General features: G+C 49.5%; 18 protein-coding genes and 2 pseudogenes. 8 read left to right on the top strand and 12 right to left on the bottom strand.

Translation table 11 applies throughout. The features are described 5' to 3' along the window. Positions 1–610 (bottom strand): membrane-associated sensor domain-containing protein (locus ACLD4K_RS17650; protein WP_411012240.1); only part of this gene is annotated, 610 nt, incomplete at its 3' end. Positions 611–1,003: 393 nt separating this feature from the next. Between ACLD4K_RS17650 and ACLD4K_RS17645 the strand changes: the two genes are divergently transcribed. Further along, positions 1,004–2,983: an alkyl/aryl-sulfatase gene (locus ACLD4K_RS17645; protein WP_411012239.1), complete on the top strand. Its 1,980-nt coding sequence runs from the start codon at positions 1,004–1,006 to the stop codon at positions 2,981–2,983. Positions 2,984–3,409: 426 nt separating this feature from the next. Here ACLD4K_RS17645 and ACLD4K_RS17640 read toward each other — a convergent pair whose 3' ends face one another. After that, complete coding sequence (locus tag ACLD4K_RS17640; protein WP_411012242.1) at positions 3,410–3,568, bottom strand: hypothetical protein; 159 nt, start codon at positions 3,566–3,568, stop codon at positions 3,410–3,412. A gap of 101 nt (positions 3,569–3,669) precedes the next feature. Between ACLD4K_RS17640 and ACLD4K_RS17635 the strand changes: the two are divergent. Continuing rightward, a pseudogene (locus ACLD4K_RS17635) lies at positions 3,670–3,991 on the top strand (hypothetical protein). Positions 3,992–4,000: 9 nt separating this feature from the next. On the opposite strand, the gene sigE reads toward ACLD4K_RS17635, so the two are convergent. From sigE to ACLD4K_RS17620, 3 genes and pseudogenes are all read right to left on the bottom strand, one after another. Further along, entirely contained in the window at positions 4,001–4,342 is a 342-nt protein-coding gene (gene sigE / locus ACLD4K_RS17630; RefSeq protein ID WP_183059220.1) for a type III secretion system chaperone SigE, read from the bottom strand. Positions 4,343–4,358: 16 nt separating this feature from the next. After that, the gene (sopB, locus tag ACLD4K_RS17625; protein ID WP_411012241.1) at positions 4,359–6,044 is read right to left on the bottom strand and encodes an SPI-1 type III secretion system effector inositol phosphate phosphatase SopB; all 1,686 of its coding nucleotides are present in this window, start codon (positions 6,042–6,044) and stop codon (positions 4,359–4,361) included. A 222-nt stretch (positions 6,045–6,266) separates the two neighbouring features. Further along, positions 6,267–7,494 (bottom strand): annotated as a pseudogene (locus tag ACLD4K_RS17620) (RNA-guided endonuclease InsQ/TnpB family protein). A 58-nt stretch (positions 7,495–7,552) separates the two neighbouring features. Between ACLD4K_RS17620 and tnpA the strand changes: the two are divergent. Then, positions 7,553–7,957: an IS200/IS605 family transposase gene (tnpA, locus tag ACLD4K_RS17615; RefSeq protein WP_071055695.1), complete on the top strand. Its 405-nt coding sequence runs from the start codon at positions 7,553–7,555 to the stop codon at positions 7,955–7,957. Between the two features lie 236 nt (positions 7,958–8,193). Further along, positions 8,194–8,364: a YlcI/YnfO family protein gene (locus ACLD4K_RS17610; protein ID WP_001111006.1), complete on the top strand. Its 171-nt coding sequence runs from the start codon at positions 8,194–8,196 to the stop codon at positions 8,362–8,364. On the opposite strand, the gene ACLD4K_RS17605 is transcribed toward ACLD4K_RS17610, so the two are convergent. The 4 genes from ACLD4K_RS17605 to hprR all read right to left on the bottom strand — a co-directional run bounded on the left by ACLD4K_RS17605 (position 8,365) and on the right by hprR (position 12,263). Further along, the gene (locus tag ACLD4K_RS17605; protein ID WP_001655493.1) at positions 8,365–8,475 is read right to left on the bottom strand and encodes a hypothetical protein; all 111 of its coding nucleotides are present in this window, start codon (positions 8,473–8,475) and stop codon (positions 8,365–8,367) included. It abuts the gene before it with no gap. A 108-nt stretch (positions 8,476–8,583) separates the two neighbouring features. Next, positions 8,584–10,053, bottom strand: coding sequence for a C69 family dipeptidase (locus ACLD4K_RS17600; protein ID WP_411012238.1), 1,470 nt, complete (start codon positions 10,051–10,053; stop codon positions 8,584–8,586). Between the two features lie 172 nt (positions 10,054–10,225). Then, positions 10,226–11,590, bottom strand: a complete 1,365-nt coding sequence (locus tag ACLD4K_RS17595) for a heavy metal sensor histidine kinase (protein WP_411012237.1) — start codon at positions 11,588–11,590, stop codon at positions 10,226–10,228. Then, complete coding sequence (hprR, locus tag ACLD4K_RS17590) at positions 11,583–12,263, bottom strand: response regulator transcription factor HprR (RefSeq protein WP_411012236.1); 681 nt, start codon at positions 12,261–12,263, stop codon at positions 11,583–11,585. Before hprR ends, ACLD4K_RS17595 begins: the two co-directional genes overlap by 8 nt. A 135-nt stretch (positions 12,264–12,398) precedes the next feature. Here hprR and hiuH point away from each other — a divergent pair, with 135 nt between their 5' ends. Then, a complete protein-coding gene (gene hiuH / locus ACLD4K_RS17585; protein WP_000833182.1) occupies positions 12,399–12,809 on the top strand; it encodes a hydroxyisourate hydrolase in 411 nt (136 codons plus the stop codon). Between the two features lie 332 nt (positions 12,810–13,141). On the opposite strand, the gene ACLD4K_RS17580 is transcribed toward hiuH, so the two are convergent. The 3 genes from ACLD4K_RS17580 to hpaR all read right to left on the bottom strand — a co-directional run bounded on the left by ACLD4K_RS17580 (position 13,142) and on the right by hpaR (position 15,892). Then, a complete protein-coding gene (locus ACLD4K_RS17580; RefSeq protein WP_001195556.1) occupies positions 13,142–13,654 on the bottom strand; it encodes a 4-hydroxyphenylacetate 3-monooxygenase reductase subunit in 513 nt (170 codons plus the stop codon). Positions 13,655–13,671: 17 nt separating this feature from the next. Then, positions 13,672–15,234: a 4-hydroxyphenylacetate 3-monooxygenase, oxygenase component gene (gene hpaB, locus ACLD4K_RS17575; protein ID WP_000801496.1), complete on the bottom strand. Its 1,563-nt coding sequence runs from the start codon at positions 15,232–15,234 to the stop codon at positions 13,672–13,674. 217 nt (positions 15,235–15,451) lie between these two features. Next, on the bottom strand, positions 15,452–15,892 hold the full coding sequence (gene hpaR / locus ACLD4K_RS17570) for a homoprotocatechuate degradation operon regulator HpaR (protein ID WP_000543922.1): 441 nt from the start codon (positions 15,890–15,892) through the stop codon (positions 15,452–15,454). 274 nt (positions 15,893–16,166) lie between these two features. Between hpaR and hpaG the strand changes: the two genes are divergently transcribed. Genes hpaG through hpaD form a run of 3 tightly spaced genes read left to right on the top strand, consistent with a single transcriptional unit; the run spans position 16,167 to position 19,772 of the window. Next, positions 16,167–17,456: a 4-hydroxyphenylacetate degradation bifunctional isomerase/decarboxylase gene (hpaG, locus tag ACLD4K_RS17565; protein ID WP_000679210.1), complete on the top strand. Its 1,290-nt coding sequence runs from the start codon at positions 16,167–16,169 to the stop codon at positions 17,454–17,456. Further along, entirely contained in the window at positions 17,453–18,919 is a 1,467-nt protein-coding gene (hpaE, locus tag ACLD4K_RS17560) for a 5-carboxymethyl-2-hydroxymuconate semialdehyde dehydrogenase (protein ID WP_079944642.1), read from the top strand. Before hpaG ends, hpaE begins: the two co-directional genes overlap by 4 nt. Before the next feature lies 1 nt (position 18,920). Further along, positions 18,921–19,772 carry a 3,4-dihydroxyphenylacetate 2,3-dioxygenase gene (hpaD, locus tag ACLD4K_RS17555; RefSeq protein ID WP_183059214.1) on the top strand — a complete coding sequence of 284 codons (852 nt, stop codon included), beginning with the start codon at positions 18,921–18,923 and terminating at the stop codon, positions 19,770–19,772. Positions 19,773–19,781: the final 9 nt, after the last annotated feature.

The following is a 19,781-nucleotide window of genomic DNA, read 5'->3' as shown; positions in this document are numbered from 1 at the left end:
CACTGCCTTCCAAATAGCCTGTACTCGTCAATACGGTTCTCGCTATACGCTTACGTATGGCGGTGAGAATAATCCAGACCAATAAAAACCGGATATTTACATTTTGGTTAAGTTGCACACTGGCCAGCAGGGCGGTCAGCCATAAGGGGACGATGAAAAGTAGCAACGCAGGCGGATAATAATAAAGTGCAGCCAGCGCGGTAAGCATAAGGATGACACTGAGAGGCCAGGCAAAAGGCAGTTGCCACCAAACAATAAAGCAGTAGCTACAATAACTCCACATCAGGCTGAGAATCAGCAGCATCACCAGACAAAGAGGCGTAAATCTGGCCGAAAGGCGGTAAATGAAAAGGAGTATCAGGACCGAAAAAACAATAATACTGCCCATAATATCGTCTATTAACGGCAGTATTCCAGTCTGTGCACTGATCGACTTGTCAAAGTCACTGATGAGTACGTGGCGAAATAAAATGATAAGCGCAAAGCTGATATTCACAAATGTGAACCACGGAATACTTACACGTAGCGCTTGCGTGACCATATCTTTATGATCCTGCCATACCCTTCCAGCATTGGAAGTACGGCGTCTGTCGTCCGAATCCTGTCCCATCCTTAATCGCCTCATAAATGAAGAATTACTATCCAGTGTAGTGCGCTGATATCTCACAGTGAAAAATGGAAAAGCTATCAGGCCAGGCAGCATTTTTGGCTGATGAGATGATTTTGTTCCACAGTGACGAACTTATAGTCACAGCTCCTGTAGTAGGGGGGAGAATTATAGTGTCTTCCGGAAACCGGAAGCGAGCCCCCCCCACTTACTAAAAGAGGATGGAACTGGCAGACGTAAAACATGATTTATTTGTATCCATAAATGGCGAAATGTAATGTTTTTGTTATATTTAAAAGAGCGAAAATGATCAGCAATAACTTTAATTGTTTGAATTAACAGATAATTAATCGACCAGATTGAGTGATATAGAATATTTTTACATGAGGGGTACAAATGAGACTTAAGTTGATCGTTAAAAGTTTTGCGCTGGCGGGGCTACTCTCTTCTACTGTGCTGACACCTTTATTTGCACAGGAAGCCCCAAAAGGTGCCACTGCTTCAACCAGGCAAGCTAACGATGCGCTTTATAACCAACTCCCTTTCTCTGATAACACCGATTTCACGAATGCCCATAAAGGCTTTATCGCCGCTTTACCTGAAGATGTGATTAAGGGAGAGCAAGGGAATGTTATCTGGAATCCACAGCAGTACGCTTTCATAAAAGAAGGGGAAAAATCGCCTGACACTGTTAACCCTAGTCTGTGGCGTCAGTCCCAACTAATTAATATCAGTGGCTTGTTTGAAGTAACAGACGGCGTCTACCAGATTCGTAACCTTGATTTATCCAACATGACGATCATCGAAGGTAACGAGGGGATTACGGTTGTTGATCCGCTGGTTTCTGCGGAAACAGCCAAAGCTGGTATGGATTTGTATTTCAAAAACCGGGGCAATAAGCCTGTTGTCGCCATCATTTACACTCATAGCCATGTTGACCACTATGGCGGGGTGCGTGGCGTTGTCGATGAAGCGGACGTGAAATCCGGCAAGGTGAAAGTGTATGCGCCTGCTGGCTTTATGGAGGCAGCAGTAGCCGAGAATATTATGGCCGGCAACGTGATGAGCCGCCGTGCCAGCTATATGTATGGCAACCTCCTGAAACCAGATGCCTCCGGCCAGGTTGGCGCCGGGCTGGGGACGACCACCTCTGCGGGAACGGTGACACTGATTGCGCCCACTAATATCATCGATAAAGACGGCCAGAAAGAAGTGATTGATGGCCTGACTTACGATTTTATGCTGGCGCCTGGTTCGGAAGCCCCTTCGGAAATGCTGTGGTTCATCGAAGAGAAGAAACTCATCGAAGCCGCAGAGGACGTCACTCACACCCTGCATAACACCTACTCGCTACGCGGCGCGAAAATTCGTGAGCCGTTGCCATGGTCGAAATATATCAACGAAGCCATAGTACGTTGGGGTGACAAAGCTGAAATTATTATGGCCCAGCACCACTGGCCGACCTGGGGTAATGAGAATGTTGTTGGTCTGCTGAAAAGCCAGCGAGACCTGTATCGTTATATCAATGACCAGACTCTGCGCATGGCCAATGAAGGTCTGACTCGCGATGAAATAGCGGCCAATTTCAAACTACCGGATAGCCTGGCAAAAACCTGGGCCAACCGCGGCTATTACGGATCTATCAGTCATGATGTAAAAGCAACGTATGTACTGTATCTCGGTTGGTTCGATGGCAATCCGGCAACCCTTGATGAGCTGCCACCCGAAGAAGCGGCTAAGAAATTTGTTGAATACATGGGCGGTGCCGATGCGATTCTTCAGAAAGCCAAAGCAGACTTTGACCAGGGGAACTACCGCTGGGTTGCTCAGGTGGTGAGTAAGGTCGTGTTTGCCGATCCAAATAACCAGAATGCGCGTAACCTTGAAGCCGATGCGCTGGAACAATTGGGGTATCAGGCTGAATCTGGTCCATGGCGTAACTTTTATCTGACCGGTGCTCAGGAGCTGCGTAACGGTGTGGTTAAAGGTCCGACGCCAAATACCGCAAGTCCGGATACCGTTCGGGCGATGACGCCTGAAATGTTCTTTGACTTCCTGGCTGTACATATCAACGGTGAAAAAGCAGGTAATGCCCGGGCGGTGTTTAACATTGACCTTGGCAGCGACGGCGGGAAGTACAAGCTGGAGCTGGAAAACGGCGTGCTGAATCACACGGCTAATGCTGAAGCGAAAGATGCTGATGCCACGATTACTCTGAACCGTGACACGCTAAATAAAATTATCCTGAAGGAAGAAACCCTGAAGCAGGCTCAAGATAAAGGCGAAGCCAACGTCACCGGTAATGCTGCGAAACTGGATGAGATGCTGGGCTATATGGACAAGTTTGAGTTCTGGTTCAATATCGTTACACCATAAATAGATTCCCTGCGGCTTCAATGCTGCAGGGAGTTACTTCAGACAATTCTGTACGTTTTTCATACTCGATTTTTCCTTCATTCTTTATATCTTGCTTCATTTTATGTATTTGCTGCTGAAGCACATGACCCTGATACCAGTCAGTTCTGATTCTGTTATGCACAGCCTTTTTCATCAGATGAGAGTAACTGGTTGTTGCGTGATTCAATGAGCTACGAGTCTGGTCAACATGTTTTTTGTAGTGGCACACTAAATTTGGCCACCTGATTAAAGGTGATATTCTCACCACTACAGTTGTGAAAATCAGGCTGACGTTAATAAAACACGCCAGCCTGAAGTAATATTCAGTTCATCAGGGACTGATGAAACATAATGACCAGATATACCCTCAGTCCTGATATGGTTGTTATAATTTTCTGTAAAAAATTAACAACCACATATCTGACACCAGTCACTTGGTTTCTCTATACCTGATGGCCAGCTGTCACACCACTTTGGGCGAATCAATGCTGCGGGGCCAGACGGCCAGCCACCGGAGGTGTGTTTTGTATTATCTGGTGGTGGGGGGGAATCACTGGCAGCCATCGCCGATGCCGAAAAGGCGGTAGCCGACAACACCAGAAGCAATGGTAAAAATATACGATGTCTCATAATATCACCCGTGAATGTTCAGATTATCCTTGCTATTGACTTCCTTCATTTCCAGCATAACTCACGCTTCATCATCATTGAATAAACAATTAAGCTTGTTGAGCGAAAATTTACTTAAACAAAAAATAATAAGCACTAATATTTTTTGCAGTATTTTAACTTATAGCAGAATAAATGTGCGTAGATGGCGTAAAACCTGATGAGCAGGAATACTTACACACTAAAAATGCTCCCACAAACAGAGAAAATGAGAGAGAGGAACGTTTGCCCCTTACATTTCCACCAAAGATTCTGGTCTTGTCTTTTCAGGTAAAGGGCATACGTATCGCGTTTTATCTCATTAAGAAAGCATGTTGACGTATTACATTATGCATAACGCTCTTTCAATTGCTTCACGTTTGAAATGAATAATTCAAAACCAGTGAGTGCCTCTTCTTCGGTACTGGTTTGCGGCAAGCGATAAAGCGCCACTAAAGCAGTATTGTCTGCGTCGGCGCCGATAGTGACGGCGCTGGCGTAGTTAAGACGTAAAAAATGCTGCAAAGTCAGGATGTCGTCAGGCAATGGCATAAAGGGACAACACATTTCCAGTGTAAGATCGGATTCATTAAAATAAACCTGTATCCCATCATCAATGATGAGAAGTGGCTCATCTTCTGGCGCATCCAGGCCTAACGCGGCATATAAACGATTTAATATATTTTCCATACACTTACCTCAAGACTCAAGATGTGATTAATGAAGAAATTCCTTTTACTGACTGCCAAATATTTTCATCCCCAATTCGTTTTTGATAGGATAGATTGAGCACTTCTGGCGATAAATTTTTCATCACTTTGTTTCCCGCCCCACCCGTATTTTGTTTCTGGATCTCCAGGTTGCCGCTATTCAGTAATACTTTTTGGAAAATTTTCTGTCCACTGCTATCCGGAAGACTGCCAGGCGCATTTAAAATATGGGTCTGATGTAAAGAAATGAGCTCTCGCCTGATTTCTGAATCCATCATCCCTGTACGATCTTTGCCGCTTTTACAATTCCATGCGGGCACCGCGTCAATTTCATGGGCTAACATGGCAAGGCGTTGTGCGAGTTTATAGGGTTCGCCGCCATCTTTATGATGTAGGTTATTTTTCCAGATATCCTTAATCTGGCGTGCTAATGTATTTACGACCTCATAATTATCCGGGTATTGCTCCAGCCATTCGCCAACCCAGCCACCTGGTCTGGCTTCAGGGCGTAAATCATTGCCTAATAACTGATGTAGCGCTTCGGCATTATAGCTATCAGATGCCTTAAGGCCAAAGCCGAGCTTGAGCGCCAGCTCATTAACACCCACATTAAATGCGGCGACGTCCGGTTTTATTTTTACCGTCTGTAGATCGCCATCTTTATTGCGGATTTTTAAATGAATCATTTTTCCCGGCTGGGTTAACGATTGCCATGCGCGCATTTGATCCTCGACCATCGTTCCCTCTTTGCCGAAAATATTCGACGCGGTGAGTAACCCGACGGATACCAGTTTCAGGCTTACCGCTTCGCCCGCTAAGGCTCTGTTAAGCAACTCAGGTTTACTAAAAAGTGCCGCAGTTAATACTTCTTTGGCTTTGTTTTCAGCGCCGGCCTGACGCAGAAGCGGATCTTTCACATGATAGGGGGAAAGCACGCCATGACGTATCCCGCAAAAAAGCGTTTTATCTTTACCGTCCTCATGCACACTCACCGTGGACATCCACAAATTATTGGCGTGATGAATATTCCTGGTATCCCAACTGCATACGCCCTTTCCCTGATAAGCACTGGGAAAGATATCTTTTGCGCCGATTTTCATCTCTGCGGCAGGGAGCTGCGTGTTGGTATAGTGATGCCCGTTATGCGTGAGTGTATTTTTTATGGTTTGCCAGGGCTGGTTATTAAGCTGCTTGATCTGAGCATCTCTAAACGCTACTGTCGCAAAGCGATGAGCCTCTTTTGCAGGTAAGCCATTTTGCTGCTGAGTGCGTGCTGCAATAAGTTCGATAAGATTTTTCTTCAATGCTTTTGCCGCGGCTTCTTCTTGTTTTGTTGCTGGCCGGTCCGCTTTAACTTTGGCTAACTCCATTTGTTTTGCCATTGACGTTAGAACCGGGTCTTGTTTACCCAGAACGGTTGCCGCGACGGTAAGAAGATCGCGCTGTAAGTTATAGAGGTTATGCAGCGAGTGGTTAGACGTCTTCTGATGCTGTAGATAATTCCCCCATGTCGCGCCAGGTTCTCGCAGGACAATAATTTCCGGGCGAGCGTCGGACGCTTTAGCCGGCGCTTTGCCCTGGCCTGAGAGAATCTGCATTCCATTGTATAAGGTTTTTTGTAGGCTTTTAAAAGCCTCCTGGGTTTTTAGTGAAGCTGAGTGATAGAAGCTCTGTATTTGCATAGCGTTTTTAATATTCCTGAATAGGGGAGTGGGAACATTCGACAGGGTTAACAACCCTCTAAAAGGGTGTGACATTTATTCGCCAGGAACTTTAAAAAAATGTCCTTTTTAGTGAGAAAGCGCTTCTGATCAAGCGGGGATGCGTCCTGACGTCCATACGTAGTGGCGATCTTGACATCCTCCCCCACCTTCGCACTTCGTGACTCAGGTGGGGGATTCCCATTAGTGGGTGACGACTGATTGCTCAGCGTCTGGTTCCTGTTTCAGACGGGCGGCCTGACTGCACCATCCCTCCACAGGCAAGAACGGCGTGCCCCGCCGCTAAAATGTTACGAGCGCCGTTTACATCAGCGTTCGCTGTATATCCGCATGCCTGACACACAAATTTACTTTGTGACAGGCGATTTTCTTTCGCGGTATGACCACAGCACGCGCAACGCTGGCTTGTGTATGCTGGCGGAACCGCAAGCACCTGACCGCCACGCCAGAGCTGTTTGTACTCAAGCTGGCGGCGCATTTCATACCAGCCCTGATCCAGTATCGAACGGTTCAGACCTGATTTAGCCTTGACGTTTCGTCCGTGCTGTTCTGCTGTACCTTTTGCCGATTTCGACATGTTACTAACCTTCAAATCCTCAATGACTATCATCGCGTGGTTTTTGCTGATTTCACTGGTAACTTTATGAAGGTAGTCGCGCCGGATATTGGCTATGTGCGAGTGCAGACGCTGGACTTTTCGCTTTTGTTTCTGCCAGTTACTGCTGAATTTGACTTTACGGCTTAACTGCCGCTGGAGTGTTGCCAGCCTGCGCTGACTTGCTTTAAAACTGTTGACTGGTTGGTATACCGTACCGTCTGAAAGCGTGGCGAGTTTTGTTACTCCTGCGTCCAGACCGACTATCGTTGTGCTTGTGTGATTGGGTTCTGCCGTTTCAACTTCAACCTGAAACGAGATATACCACTGTCCCGCTAACTGACTGATTGTCGCATTTTTGATTTTACCGTTCACACGTTGAGATTGCCGGAATTTTACCCACCCAAGACCTGACGGTAGCTTCACTCTGCGATTTTCAAGGCGGCAATATTTCTCAAAGTTCACAAAACGGATTGAGTCTCTGCCCTCATTTTTTCGTTTCCATACCGGGGCCTTAGCGGCGAGCTTTTTATCAAAGCAACGTTTCCATGCAGCATGCAGGTCTTTCAACTTTTGCTGCAGATTGTCGGTATAAGCATCCTGTAAAAAGATGTGTTCCGGCATTTTTTTCCACACTGTAAGCATCCTGTTCAACTCGAAAGCCGAAGGTAACTTTTCGCCTGAGCCAGGGATGCGCTTTGTCTCCGCAAGACCTAAATTCCAGACAAAACGGGCGCAACCACATAACTGCCGCAAACGCTGCGACTGTTCAGGCGTTGGTTCCAGTCTGAATTTGTAGGCTTTCAGGATTAGTATCATCACTCAGTGTGTAGTAGATTTGTTTGCTATGTTACTGTTTTTACGGTCAAATTCAATGCAAAAACATAAAATTAATCGTTCAAGACATGCCGCCTTCCTTTTGCATGTTCATCTTGTCTTTGTAACAAAATACCGTCGAAAGATACTGGGAGAGTCACACTATGCTGCATTCCATCAGTATGCAGCAGAAGTCTGCCGTGATTTTGGTGCAGAACTTAAAGAAAGTAACGGAGACGTCGATCATGTCCACATGCTGATCGAATACCCACCAACAGTGCAGCTTTCGGTACTGGTTAACTCACTGAAAGCTGTGACATCCCGCCGTCTGCGAAACGAATTTATTGATTTGCGGGGAGCATACGGAAAAGCCGTGCTCTGGTCGAGGTCATACTTTGCTGGCTCGTGCGGAGGTGCGCCGCTGGAAGTTGTGAAGCAATACATTCAACATCAGCGTGGCTGATGATCCTTCGGGCTTTTCAAGCCCGTCCAGATTCCCCTCCCGCCTTATGTCGGCGGGAGTACCCTTTGGAGTTAATATGGGGGTGATCGGCACATCAAATGTTCATAAAATCTACAAACTTCACAATTTATGGCACAACTTTTATTGAAAACCCACCTTCTTGACTCAGATCAAATTCACCGATTTACTCCTGCGTAAAGTAACGACGTTACATCAAATGTTATACAGGTGTGTGTATGCCAGCAAAGCCCCGGACAAGTAAGACCGTGACGAAAAATATTCGTTTTTCCTATTCCATGCTTGAACAGATAGAATTCGCGTTGAAATCTGAAAAGACGCGGAATTTTTCAGCATGGGTAAAAGAGGCCTGTCGGGAAAAGTTATGTAACACGGGACATAAGCTGTAGTTATCGTTTTATGCGAGAGGAGGCGGCCATTTTGAAAAGAACAACGTGCTTATATACCTCCTGGGTTTTTGCCGCTTTTGTCTCTCTGCTGATATTTTCCTGGAGTGTCATAAACTATCCTCTCTATGAATCCATAATAATTATTGTCTTTTATATCTGGCTAATTCTGGTACCGCTTTATCTTATTGTGTATGAGTGGTTAATAGATTGTCATTAAATTTATGGTTGCGTACTTGAAAAGTGATATTTCATATCTGTGCGGTAAGTCATTGTCGTAATGATATTATTGGTCAGGCGACGGGCGAGCGTCTGCGCATTTTGCATCGTTTTATCTTCAAAATTTTGTAGTAAGCGTTGCGCTTCTTTCGGATGCGACGCATATAATCTCAGATAGCTCTGCTCCATCTTATACTGCTGCTTAGCTGTTTGCTGTTCAAATGTTTTCCAGGCGTATTGCACATCTGGCGCAAACGCATTGTAGTCCTGCATAACCAGCGTTTGCAGCGTGCGGAATGTCCAATAGGTAGAGTCGTTGCTCGCCCGATCGGTTCCTTTATCATCTCCGGGTTGATAATGACGCATCCCCTGATAATAGGGGAGATAGACGCTAAGAGATGGCATTCCATAGGCGATGTATTCTACGTCGCCGATAGCCTGCGGTAATTTCGGTCTGACCTGTAAAATATGTGATTCCTGGGTACGAAAAACGGATATGGGTCGCCATGGTTCTTGTGGATTATGACTGGCATAAGGGGCGTGCGACGTTCCCTGATAGTGATTGCGTAACGCGTTTTTTACTGCCGCCACGCTAATTTTCGTCATCGGCGTTAAAAAAACGGGAAATGTTTCCCCTTCGCTAACGACCGTATCCAGATGCGGGTTAAACTGGTGTTGTAGCGTCCAGACGCGCGGATAATTATAGGTGGTATCGTTTTTGTTATCCTGCGAATAGGCTTGATGGAAGTCGAATTCGCCGCGGGCCGGATCATATAATCCCTGCTTTTTCGCAAAACTGACTAACGTTGGTGACGCCATATAATTCGCGTTATCATTCGGATCGTAATGGCGTAAACGTCCCTGATTGGCGGAAACAAAATAGCTATCTGCCGGAAGTCGTACTGCCAGCCATTGATGTCCGCTTCCCGTCTCCAGATACCATATCTCTTTGCTATCAATAAACGCGACGCCGAAACCTTCGCCCGCGCCTTTTTGTTCAATAATATCTCCCAATAATTTGGCGCCCTGACGCGCCGATTGCGCCACTGGCAGGATCACGGACTCAATGGCGTCTTCCATGATTCCCGTTTTTGTCACGTAAGGATCGGCAGCCAGCGCCGCTCTGCCGTTATAAATGGTTTCCGTTGCGCTCATTCCGACGCCCGCCGAATTGAAACCGGCTTCACCCATGGCGTTATCGTTAGTATCAAAGTCATGAATCGCCGTATAGCGCATCGCTGTCTCCGGAAGCGGCCAGCTAAAATTGTTCCGATGTGCTTTATACTCGCCTTGTTGATGAAACGCGACGGGATGAATAACCTTATGCTTGGCGTTATTTGCCGAGCCATCCTCGTTGCGCGCGATAATGAAGGAGCCGTCAGCCGAAGCCTGATTGCCTACCAAAAGGGTAGTACAGGCGATGACTTTACCTATACCCAGCAGCGTAACGGCGAATGCAAGATACTTTTTCATAAAGGTTCCCACTGAATAACGCGTTATGGGATGAATTGACCCTGGATTGGAAACCGAGAAAGTGATCGAGCCAGCAATATTCTTTGCCGGCATCCTTTATTTTCTTTTTATTGAGGTTGTATTGATAACCACAGCCCTGTGGCAGGGAAGGGGAGCAGAACCTGTACTGACCTTAGCTATCACCGCTATCAGGCAGACGAACCGAAAAGATATTATGTTCATCGGCATAACGGTAAGATGCCGAGCCACCGTGCAATAGAGCAATCGCGTTAACCAACGATAGCCCCAGGCCGAAACCGGTAGTGTGGCGGGCATTATCTCCTCGCCAAAAACGCCGGAAAAGCTTATCCGCATCGGCGGGGTGGCTGCCTGGATTAGCGACCCGAATTTCTGCAACGTTATCATCATAAGCGCTTTCAATACGTATCACGGCGTTTTCATCAGAATAACGGATGGCATTCGTCAGCAGGTTTGAGAGCATTCTTTGTAATAATATTTCGTCAGCCCATACCGTTCCCTGAGATTGATTTATAAAACAGATGCGCTTCTCCTCGGCAAGGGGGCTAAGATAATCCAGCATATTTTCAACCAACGCATTGAGCGAAACAGGCTGTTTTTTTACCGCTATATTCTGGTGCTCCGCGCGTGCCAGAAAGAGAATATTTTCTGTCAGTCGCGACAGTCCCTCCAGCTCTTCAATATTATCGACAAGGGCTTGTTGATACTCTTCGGCGCTGCGTTCCTGACTCAGCATCACCTGATTCTTCCCCAGTAAAATATTAACCGGCGTGCGCAGCTCATGCGCCAGATCGTCGGCAAATTGGTTCAGGCGTTCAAAATCGTCGGAAAGCTTCTGGCGCATGGTATTTAGCGCTTGTCCAAGCGGCCTGAGCTCAACGGGTAACGCCTGTTCCGCCAGCGGCTGGCGAAGTGTGCCGCTATCTGTCGCCGCGGTGAGTCGGCTGAGCGACGTAATGGCCCGCAGCCCGTTTCTGATGACTAATGGACTGAGCGCCGAACAGACGAGGATCGCGATAAGGCTAATCAGCAAACTGTTGCGGCGATATTGCGCCAGCATTTGCCGCCTTTCCGTCGCCAGCCTGGCAATAGTAAGGGTCAGTGGGTCATCGCCGCTTCTGGCGTTTACTCGTACCGCGGTCAGCTCCGTGCCTTGTACCGCCTGGCGAAATAAGGTTTCGCGGGTGATGTTTTTAGCCAGCGGAATCTCGTTAAAGCGTTGGTCGGGGATGCCGCTATGATTAATCGCAACATTGTGGCCTGTTGCTGAATGGATCAATAAGATATCCTGCTTCGTATCCACCATCCGATTGAAATAGAGCGGCAGATTTTCCGGCCTGGCGCCATCCAGTAACAGTTGCTGCATTTGCGCCGCCCGATTTATTAGCGTCATATCATCCCGATACGTTAATTCTTTGCTCAGCGCGTTATAGAGCGTCCAGCTAATGCTGGTACAGGCAAGGATAAGGATGGCGATAAAAGAAATTGTCAGGCGCAGAGTCATTGATAACTTAACCATTCTGCGACGTTTCCGCCTGTAATCGATAACCCATCCCCCGGACGGTCATAATGAGCTTCTTTTCAAATGGATCGTCTACTTTGGCGCGAAGCCGACGAATCGCGACATCAACGGTGTTGGTTTCACTATCAAAGTTAATTCCCCAAACTTCGCTGGCGATCGCGGTTCGGGGCACGATTTCTCCTGCCCGGGACGCCAGTAACCAGAGGAGCAGGAATTCTTTGCGGGTCAGGGAAATCGGTTTGCCATTTCGTGACACCGATTGCTTTGTGGCATCCATGTCCAGACTATTGATCGTCAGTCGGGTAAAGACAGGGACATGCTGTCTGAGTTGAGCTTTCACCCGGGCCAGCAGTTCGGCGAAGGAAAAAGGCTTAACAAGGTAATCATTAGCGCCCGCCTCAAGACCTTTGACGCGATCCTCAACCGAGTCGCGCGCCGTCAGGCAAATAACAGGGGGCTGATACGCCGTGCGTAACGCGCGTAAAACCTGCCATCCATCAAGCCCCGGCAGCATAATATCAAGAATAATCAATGAATAATGTTCCTGAAGGGCCAGGTGTAATCCGTCTCGTCCATCACAGGCATAATCAACCACATAGCCTGCTTCCGTGAGTCCCTGACGTAGCCACTCAATGGTTTTCTGGTTATCTTCAATCAATAAAATCTTCATCAACGCAGTATGCCATAGGCTTGGTAGCGAATCCGTAAATCTCCAACAAGATGACATAATTGTCATGTCCGTGTAAGGTTAATCCTGGACGCGCCAGATATATTTTCCTGCATCAATACCGTAAAGGAGTGAAGCATGAAACGATATATACTGGCTACCGCGATAGCATCTCTTGTTGCAGCCCCGGCAATGGCGCTGGCCGCTGGCAACAATATTCTCAGCGTGCATATTCTCGATCAGCAAACAGGCAAACCGGCGCCCGGCGTGGAGGTGGTACTGGAGCAGAAAAAGGATAACGGATGGACGCAATTAAACACCGGGCATACCGACCAGGATGGACGAATTAAAGCACTGTGGCCCGAAAAAGCTGCCGCGCCGGGGGATTATCGCGTTATTTTTAAAACCGGCCAGTATTTTGAAAGTAAAAAACTGGACACGTTTTTCCCGGAGATTCCCGTCGAGTTTCATATCAGCAAAACGAATGAGCACTATCATGTGCCGCTGTTATTAAGTCAGTATGGTTATTCAACCTATCGCGGGAGTTAATTTAGAGCCTATCCCATTAGGGCTGTTTTACTTGCCATTGTGGTCCTGGGCAGTGCTCGCCAAAACGCGTTAGCGTTTTGAACGCCGCTAGCGGCGGCCCGAAGGGCGAGCGTAGCGAGTCAAACCTCACGTACTACGTGTACGCTCCGGTTTTTGCGCGCTGTCCGTGTCCAAACTGGCTGCGCCAATAACGCCTGGTGGGATAGGCTCTTAGATTTTATTAATCGCCGCGATTTATGGCGAGCAAACATCGCGGCGGGAATAAAAATCTTCAGCGTATCGACTCTTCTCCCACAAGCGGTGGTTATCCCGCTTGTGGGCATGAGTGACGGTTAAACAGGCGCTTCCATCTCAAGTCTGACCGGATGAAAACGGCGTTTGAAATAAATCAGGCCATGCCCATCCTGGCTAAGGATAATATTTTTGATCGCCACCAGATACACCAGATGCGTGCCAATGGTTTGTACCTCGCTAATCTCGCCTTCAAGACCGGCCAGCGCGCCGTTAAGTACCGGCTGGCCCAGCGGCCCGTTTTGCCAACATGGCTGGTGAAAACGCTCCTCCATCGCCATCCCCGTCATACCGGCAAAGTGGCGCGCCATCAGCTCCTGCTCATGGTTAAGTACATTAATGCACAGCCTGCCGTTGCCCTGAAAGACGGGGTTCATGGCGCTATTGGCATTAATACATACCATCACGGAGGGTGGCGTATCGGTGACGGAGCAAACCGCTGTTGCGGTGATACCGCAGCGTCCGGCGTGACCCGCCGTGGTTACGATGTTGACCGCTGCCGCCAGACTTGCCATCGCATCGCGAAAACGCAGACGTTGTTCATCTACTTGCATGAGAACCTCCTGCCGCGTTATTTCAGCAGCTTATCCAGTTGATTGATGTCGTCGTTATTGTGCAAATGCGAAACCGTCCAGCCATTCTGATCGTATTCGGAGAGGCAGCGATCGACCATTGCCATCATCTTATCCATATTGCCGGAGCTCTGGGCCTGACGCAGGCACTGCAGACGAATTTCATCCTGGCTGCCCGAGTAGTTAATCTCGTACAGCTCATGGCGACCGCCAAACTCGCTGCCGATGGCATCCCACATCAATTTAAGAATTTTGATACGTTCAACATGGTCCATTCCGTTAGAGCCGCGTACGTATTTCGCCAGGTACTGGTCGATTTGCGGATTATTCAGATCGCGGGCGCTGGAAGGCAGGTAAATCAGGCCGCTGGTAACGTTACGTTCAATAATATTTTTAATTTTCGCGTAGGCCATTGGGGCCATGACACGATAGGTTTGCAGCGCAGCGTGGTCCGGTAGCCAGGCGCCGTTTACCCACGGGGTTGCTTCAGAACACATAGAATCGCTCAATGCCCAGAACATATTGCGCCAGGCCACGACTTCGCCGAGATCGGCCTGCACGCCCCGGAACTCTACGGTACCCGTACATTCGAGCGATTTTTTCAGCAGCGCGGTAATGAAATCAAGTTTAACCGCCAGACGAACACAGGCTTGCAGTGGATACATACGGGCAAAGCCGCCTTCCATCGTCCAGCGACGGCAACGATCGAAATCACGGTAAATTAATACGTTTTCCCACGGGATCAGCACCTTGTCCATCACCAGAATGGCATCGTTTTCATCAAAGCGGCTGGAGAGGGGATAATCAAACGGCGAGCCCGTCGCGCCCGCGACCATTTCATACGAGGCGCGCGAAATAAGTTTTACGCCTTCGGCATCCATTGGCGCGACAAACATCAGAGCAAAATCCGGGTTTTCGCCCATCACCTGGGCTGAGCCGAAACCAATCATGTTGTAGTGAGTCAGGGCGGAGTTAGTGGCGACAACTTTCGCCCCGCTGACAATAATCCCGGCGTCCGTCTCTTTCTCCAGCTTGATATAGACGTCTTTCACTTCGTCGGCAGGTTTGTGGCGGTCAATGGGTGGGTTGACGATAGCATGGTTAAAGTACAGGCCGGTCTCCTGAATACGGGTGTACCAGTTACGGGCGTTCTGCTCAAACTGGCCGTAGAAGGCTGGGTTAGCGCCCAGAGCGCAGCCAAAGGCGGCTTTGTAATCCGGTGTGCGTCCCATCCAGCCGTAACTCAGGCGTGACCACTCGGCGATAGCATCACGCTGTTGGCGCAGATCGTCTGCGCTTTTCGCCACGCGGAAAAATTTATGCGTATAACCGCCGCTGCCGGTATCGGTATTCCAGCACAGGGTATCTTGCATCGACGGTTTATGTAATGCGTCATACAGTTGTGCGACAGAGGCTGCGGCATTGCGGAATGCCGGATGTGTCGTAACATCTTTAACGCGTTCACCGTAAATATAAATTTCCCGTCCGTCCTGCAGGCTTTTTAAATACTCTTCGCCCGTTAACGGACGCTTGTTATCAGTACGAAAATCTTCAGGTTTCATTGCGGCCTCTTCCTCGTTAATCGGAATTTTTTGTTAAAAATATGTTTCTTATTTGTTGTTTAATTGAATAGGCAGAAGCGTAAACTGTGAAGAGACTTTCAGGACAACGGCGGGTACTTTTCAGATGAACGTCGAAGAAGAAGAGTAAAATGCGATCGCCGTCAACGTTGTAAGCGGGAGGGGATTCCCGTGTCGGCGGCGTGGGAAGGAAAGAATACTATGCTTCCGCTTCGCTATCAGGATGCTGGCGTCCCAGAGCAATAAGATCGTCCAGCAGCAGCATCAATTGCTGTGTTTTTTCGGGCGTGAAATCGGCCTCAATTTTTCGATAAGCCTCTTCTACCTGGCTTCGGGCACGGGCGTACAACGTTTGTCCCTGCTCCGTCAACATGACATATAACTTACGCTGATCGTTAACCGGCTTGAGTCGCAACACCAGTCCGTCTCGCTCCATGCGCGTCAATATTCCGGTCAGACTTGGACGCAAAATGCAGGTACGAAAGGCCAGCTCGTGAAAATCCATAGAGGGGCTATCGGCCAGGATTCGCACAATGCGCCATTGCTGGTCGGTCAGATTGTGGCTTTTAACGATGGGGCGGAAATAGGTCATTGCTGCTTCGCGCGCCTGAAGCAATGCGATGGTTAATGAATCATGCATAAGCGTTTCTCTTTTGCAGAATTATTAATACCTGAATAATCGTGTTTACCGATGTGAGCTATGACATCTGTTTTATGTCCAAAGTTTAACAGAAACAAGGGGTTTTATTTAACTATTTGATATATTTGTATTTAATTATTATTTTGTGAAAATATTGTTAATCACATCACAAATACTTTACTTCAGCTTGCTAAATGTACAGCGAAAGCATAAATCTAATCATTAATATATTAATGAAATCACAGCCCGTTAAATCGGCCTGAGGAGTTTATGTATGAAGGGTACTGTTTTCGCCGTTGCGTTAAACCATCGCAGCCAGCTTGATGCCTGGCAAGAGGCTTTCTCTCAGCCTCCCTATAATGCGCCGCCTAAAACCGCAGTGTGGTTCATCAAGCCGCGTAATACGGTGATTCGTCACGGCGAACCCATTCCTTATCCGCAGGGAGAAAAGGTACTGAGCGGCGCGACAGTGGCGCTCATTGTGGGGAAAACCGCCAGCCGGATACGCCCTGAAGCGGCGGCGGACTATATCGCCGGGTATGCGTTGGCTAACGAGGTCAGCCTGCCGGAAGAGAGCTTTTATCGCCCGGCGATTAAAGCGAAATGTCGCGATGGCTTTTGCCCTCTGGGTGAAATGGCGCCGCTGAGTGATGTGGATAACCTCACCATTATCACTGAAATCAACGGACGAGAAGCGGACCACTGGAATACTGCCGATTTACAGCGTAGCGCCGCACAGCTGCTTAGCGCGTTAAGTGAGTTCGCTACGCTTAACCCTGGCGATGCGATCTTACTCGGTACGCCGCAGAATCGCGTTGCGCTGCGTCCCGGCGATCGGGTGCGTATTCTGGCGAAAGGTTTACCCGCTCTGGAAAATCCGGTTGTCGCAGAAGATGAATTCGCCCGCCACCAGACGTTTACGTGGCCGTTGTCAGCAACGGGAACGCTATTTGCGCTGGGGTTGAACTACGCCGATCACGCCAGCGAGCTGGCATTTACGCCGCCGAAAGAGCCGCTGGTATTTATCAAAGCGCCAAACACCTTTACCGAACATCATCAAACGTCGGTGCGCCCGAACAACGTCGAATATATGCACTATGAAGCCGAACTGGTCGTGGTAATTGGCAAAACGGCGCGTAAGGTGAGCGAAGCCGAAGCCATGGAGTATGTGGCCGGTTACACCGTCTGTAACGACTACGCGATCCGCGACTATCTGGAAAACTACTACCGTCCAAATCTGCGGGTAAAAAGCCGCGACGGCCTGACGCCGATAGGCCCGTGGATTGTGGATAAAGAGGCGGTTTCTGATCCGCATAACCTGACGTTACGCACCTTTGTCAACGGTGAGCTGCGCCAGGAAGGGACGACCGCCGATCTGATCTTCAGCATCCCGTTCCTGATTTCTTATCTGAGCGAATTTATGACGTTGCAACCGGGCGACATGATTGCCACCGGTACGCCGAAAGGGTTGTCCGATGTGGTGCCGGGGGATGAAGTTGTCGTGGAAGTAGAAGGCGTGGGTCGCCTGGTTAACCGAATCGTCAGTGAGGAGAGCGCAAAATGAAGAAAATAAATCATTGGATTAACGGCAAAAATGTTGCAGGTAACGACTACTTCCAGACTACTAACCCGGCGACCGGTGACGTGCTGGCGGAAGTGGCCTCCGGCGGTGAAGCAGAAGTGAACCAGGCTGTCTCGGCGGCCAAAGAGGCGTTCCCGAAATGGGCCAACCTGCCGATGAAAGAGCGCGCGCGCCTGATGCGTCGTCTGGGTGACCTGATTGACCAGAACGTACCGGAAATCGCGGCGATGGAAACCGCCGACACCGGCCTGCCTATTCACCAGACTAAAAACGTGCTGATCCCGCGCGCCTCGCATAACTTCGAATTCTTCGCCGAAGTGTGCCAGCAGATGAACGGCAAGACCTATCCTGTTGACGATAAAATGCTCAATTATACGCTGGTGCAGCCCGTCGGCGTCTGCGCGCTGGTGTCGCCGTGGAACGTGCCGTTTATGACCGCGACCTGGAAAGTCGCGCCGTGCCTGGCGCTGGGCAACACCGCGGTGCTCAAAATGTCCGAGCTGTCGCCGTTGACTGCCGACAGGCTGGGCGAGCTGGCGCTGGAGGCAGGAATTCCGGCAGGCGTGCTGAACGTGGTGCAGGGCTATGGCGCGACGGCGGGCGATGCGCTGGTACGCCACCATGACGTGCGTGCGGTGTCGTTTACCGGCGGTACCGCCACCGGTCGCAATATCATGAAAAATGCTGGCCTGAAAAAATACTCGATGGAGCTGGGCGGCAAATCGCCGGTGCTGATTTTTGAAGATGCCGACATTGAGCGCGCGCTGGACGCCGCGCTGTTCACCATCTTCTCGATCAACGGCGAACGCTGCACCGCCGGGTCGCGCATCTTTATCCAGCAGAGCATTTACCCTGAGTTCGTGAAGCGCTTTGCTGAACGCGCGAATCGCCTGCGTGTCGGCGATCCGACCGACCCGAACACCCAGGTCGGCGCGCTGATTAGCCAACAGCACTGGGAAAAAGTCTCCGGTTATATCCGCCTCGGCATTGAAGAGGGCGCAACGCTGCTGGCGGGCGGTGCGGAAAAACCCACTGACCTGCCTGCGCATCTGAAAGGCGGTAACTTCCTGCGCCCAACCGTGCTGGCCGATGTCGACAACCGTATGCGCGTCGCGCAGGAAGAGATCTTTGGGCCAGTCGCCTGTCTGCTGCCATTCAAAGACGAGGCGGAAGGGCTACGTTTGGCAAACGACGTGGAATACGGTCTGGCCTCTTATATCTGGACCCAGGACGTGAGCAAAGTGTTGCGTCTGGCGCGTGGGATTGAAGCCGGCATGGTCTTCGTCAACACCCAGAACGTCCGCGACCTGCGCCAGCCGTTCGGCGGCGTGAAAGCCTCCGGTACCGGGCGCGAAGGCGGCGAATATAGCTTCGAAGTGTTTGCGGAAATGAAAAACGTCTGCATCTCAATGGGCGACCATCCTATCCCAAAATGGGGAGTTTGATATGGGCAAGTTAGCGTTAGCAGCAAAAATTACCCACGTGCCGTCGATGTATCTTTCTGAACTGCCGGGAAAAAATCACGGTTGTCGTCAGGCAGCCATTGATGGGCATATTGAAATTGGCAAGCGTTGCCGCGAAATGGGCGTTGACACCATTATCGTATTCGATACCCACTGGCTGGTGAATAGCGCTTACCACATTAATTGTGCCGACCATTTCCAGGGCGTCTATACCAGCAACGAATTGCCACACTTTATTCGCGACATGACCTATGACTATGACGGCAATCCGGAGCTCGGCCACCTGATCGCCGATGAGGCGGTCAAACTGGGTGTGCGCGCTAAAGCGCATAACATCCCGAGCCTGAAGCTGGAGTATGGCACGCTGGTGCCGATGCGCTACATGAACAGCGACAAGCACTTCAAAGTGGTCTCCATCTCGGCGTTCTGCACTGTGCATGATTTTGCCGACAGCCGCAAACTGGGCGAATCCATTCTCAAGGCGATTGAGAAATATGACGGTACCGTAGCGGTATTCGCCAGTGGTTCTCTGTCGCACCGTTTTATTGACGACCAACGGGCGGAAGAGGGGATGAACAGCTACACCCGCGAGTTCGATCATCAAATGGACGAGCGCGTGGTCAAGCTGTGGCGCGAAGGCAAATTCAAGGCGTTTTGCACCATGTTGCCGGAGTACGCCGACTACTGCTACGGCGAAGGCAACATGCACGACACGGTCATGCTGCTGGGAATGCTGGGTTGGGACAAATACGACGGCAAGGTGGAGTTCATCACCGACCTGTTCGCCAGCTCCGGTACCGGCCAGGTGAACGCTGTTTTCCCGCTGCCTGCGTAAGGGGTGTTT

The sequence above is a fragment of the Salmonella sp. 741265055_HSA genome (assembly GCF_046569525.1).
Taxonomy (GTDB): domain Bacteria; phylum Pseudomonadota; class Gammaproteobacteria; order Enterobacterales; family Enterobacteriaceae; genus Salmonella; species Salmonella enterica.
This window is presented reverse-complemented; position numbering and strand designations above follow the sequence as displayed.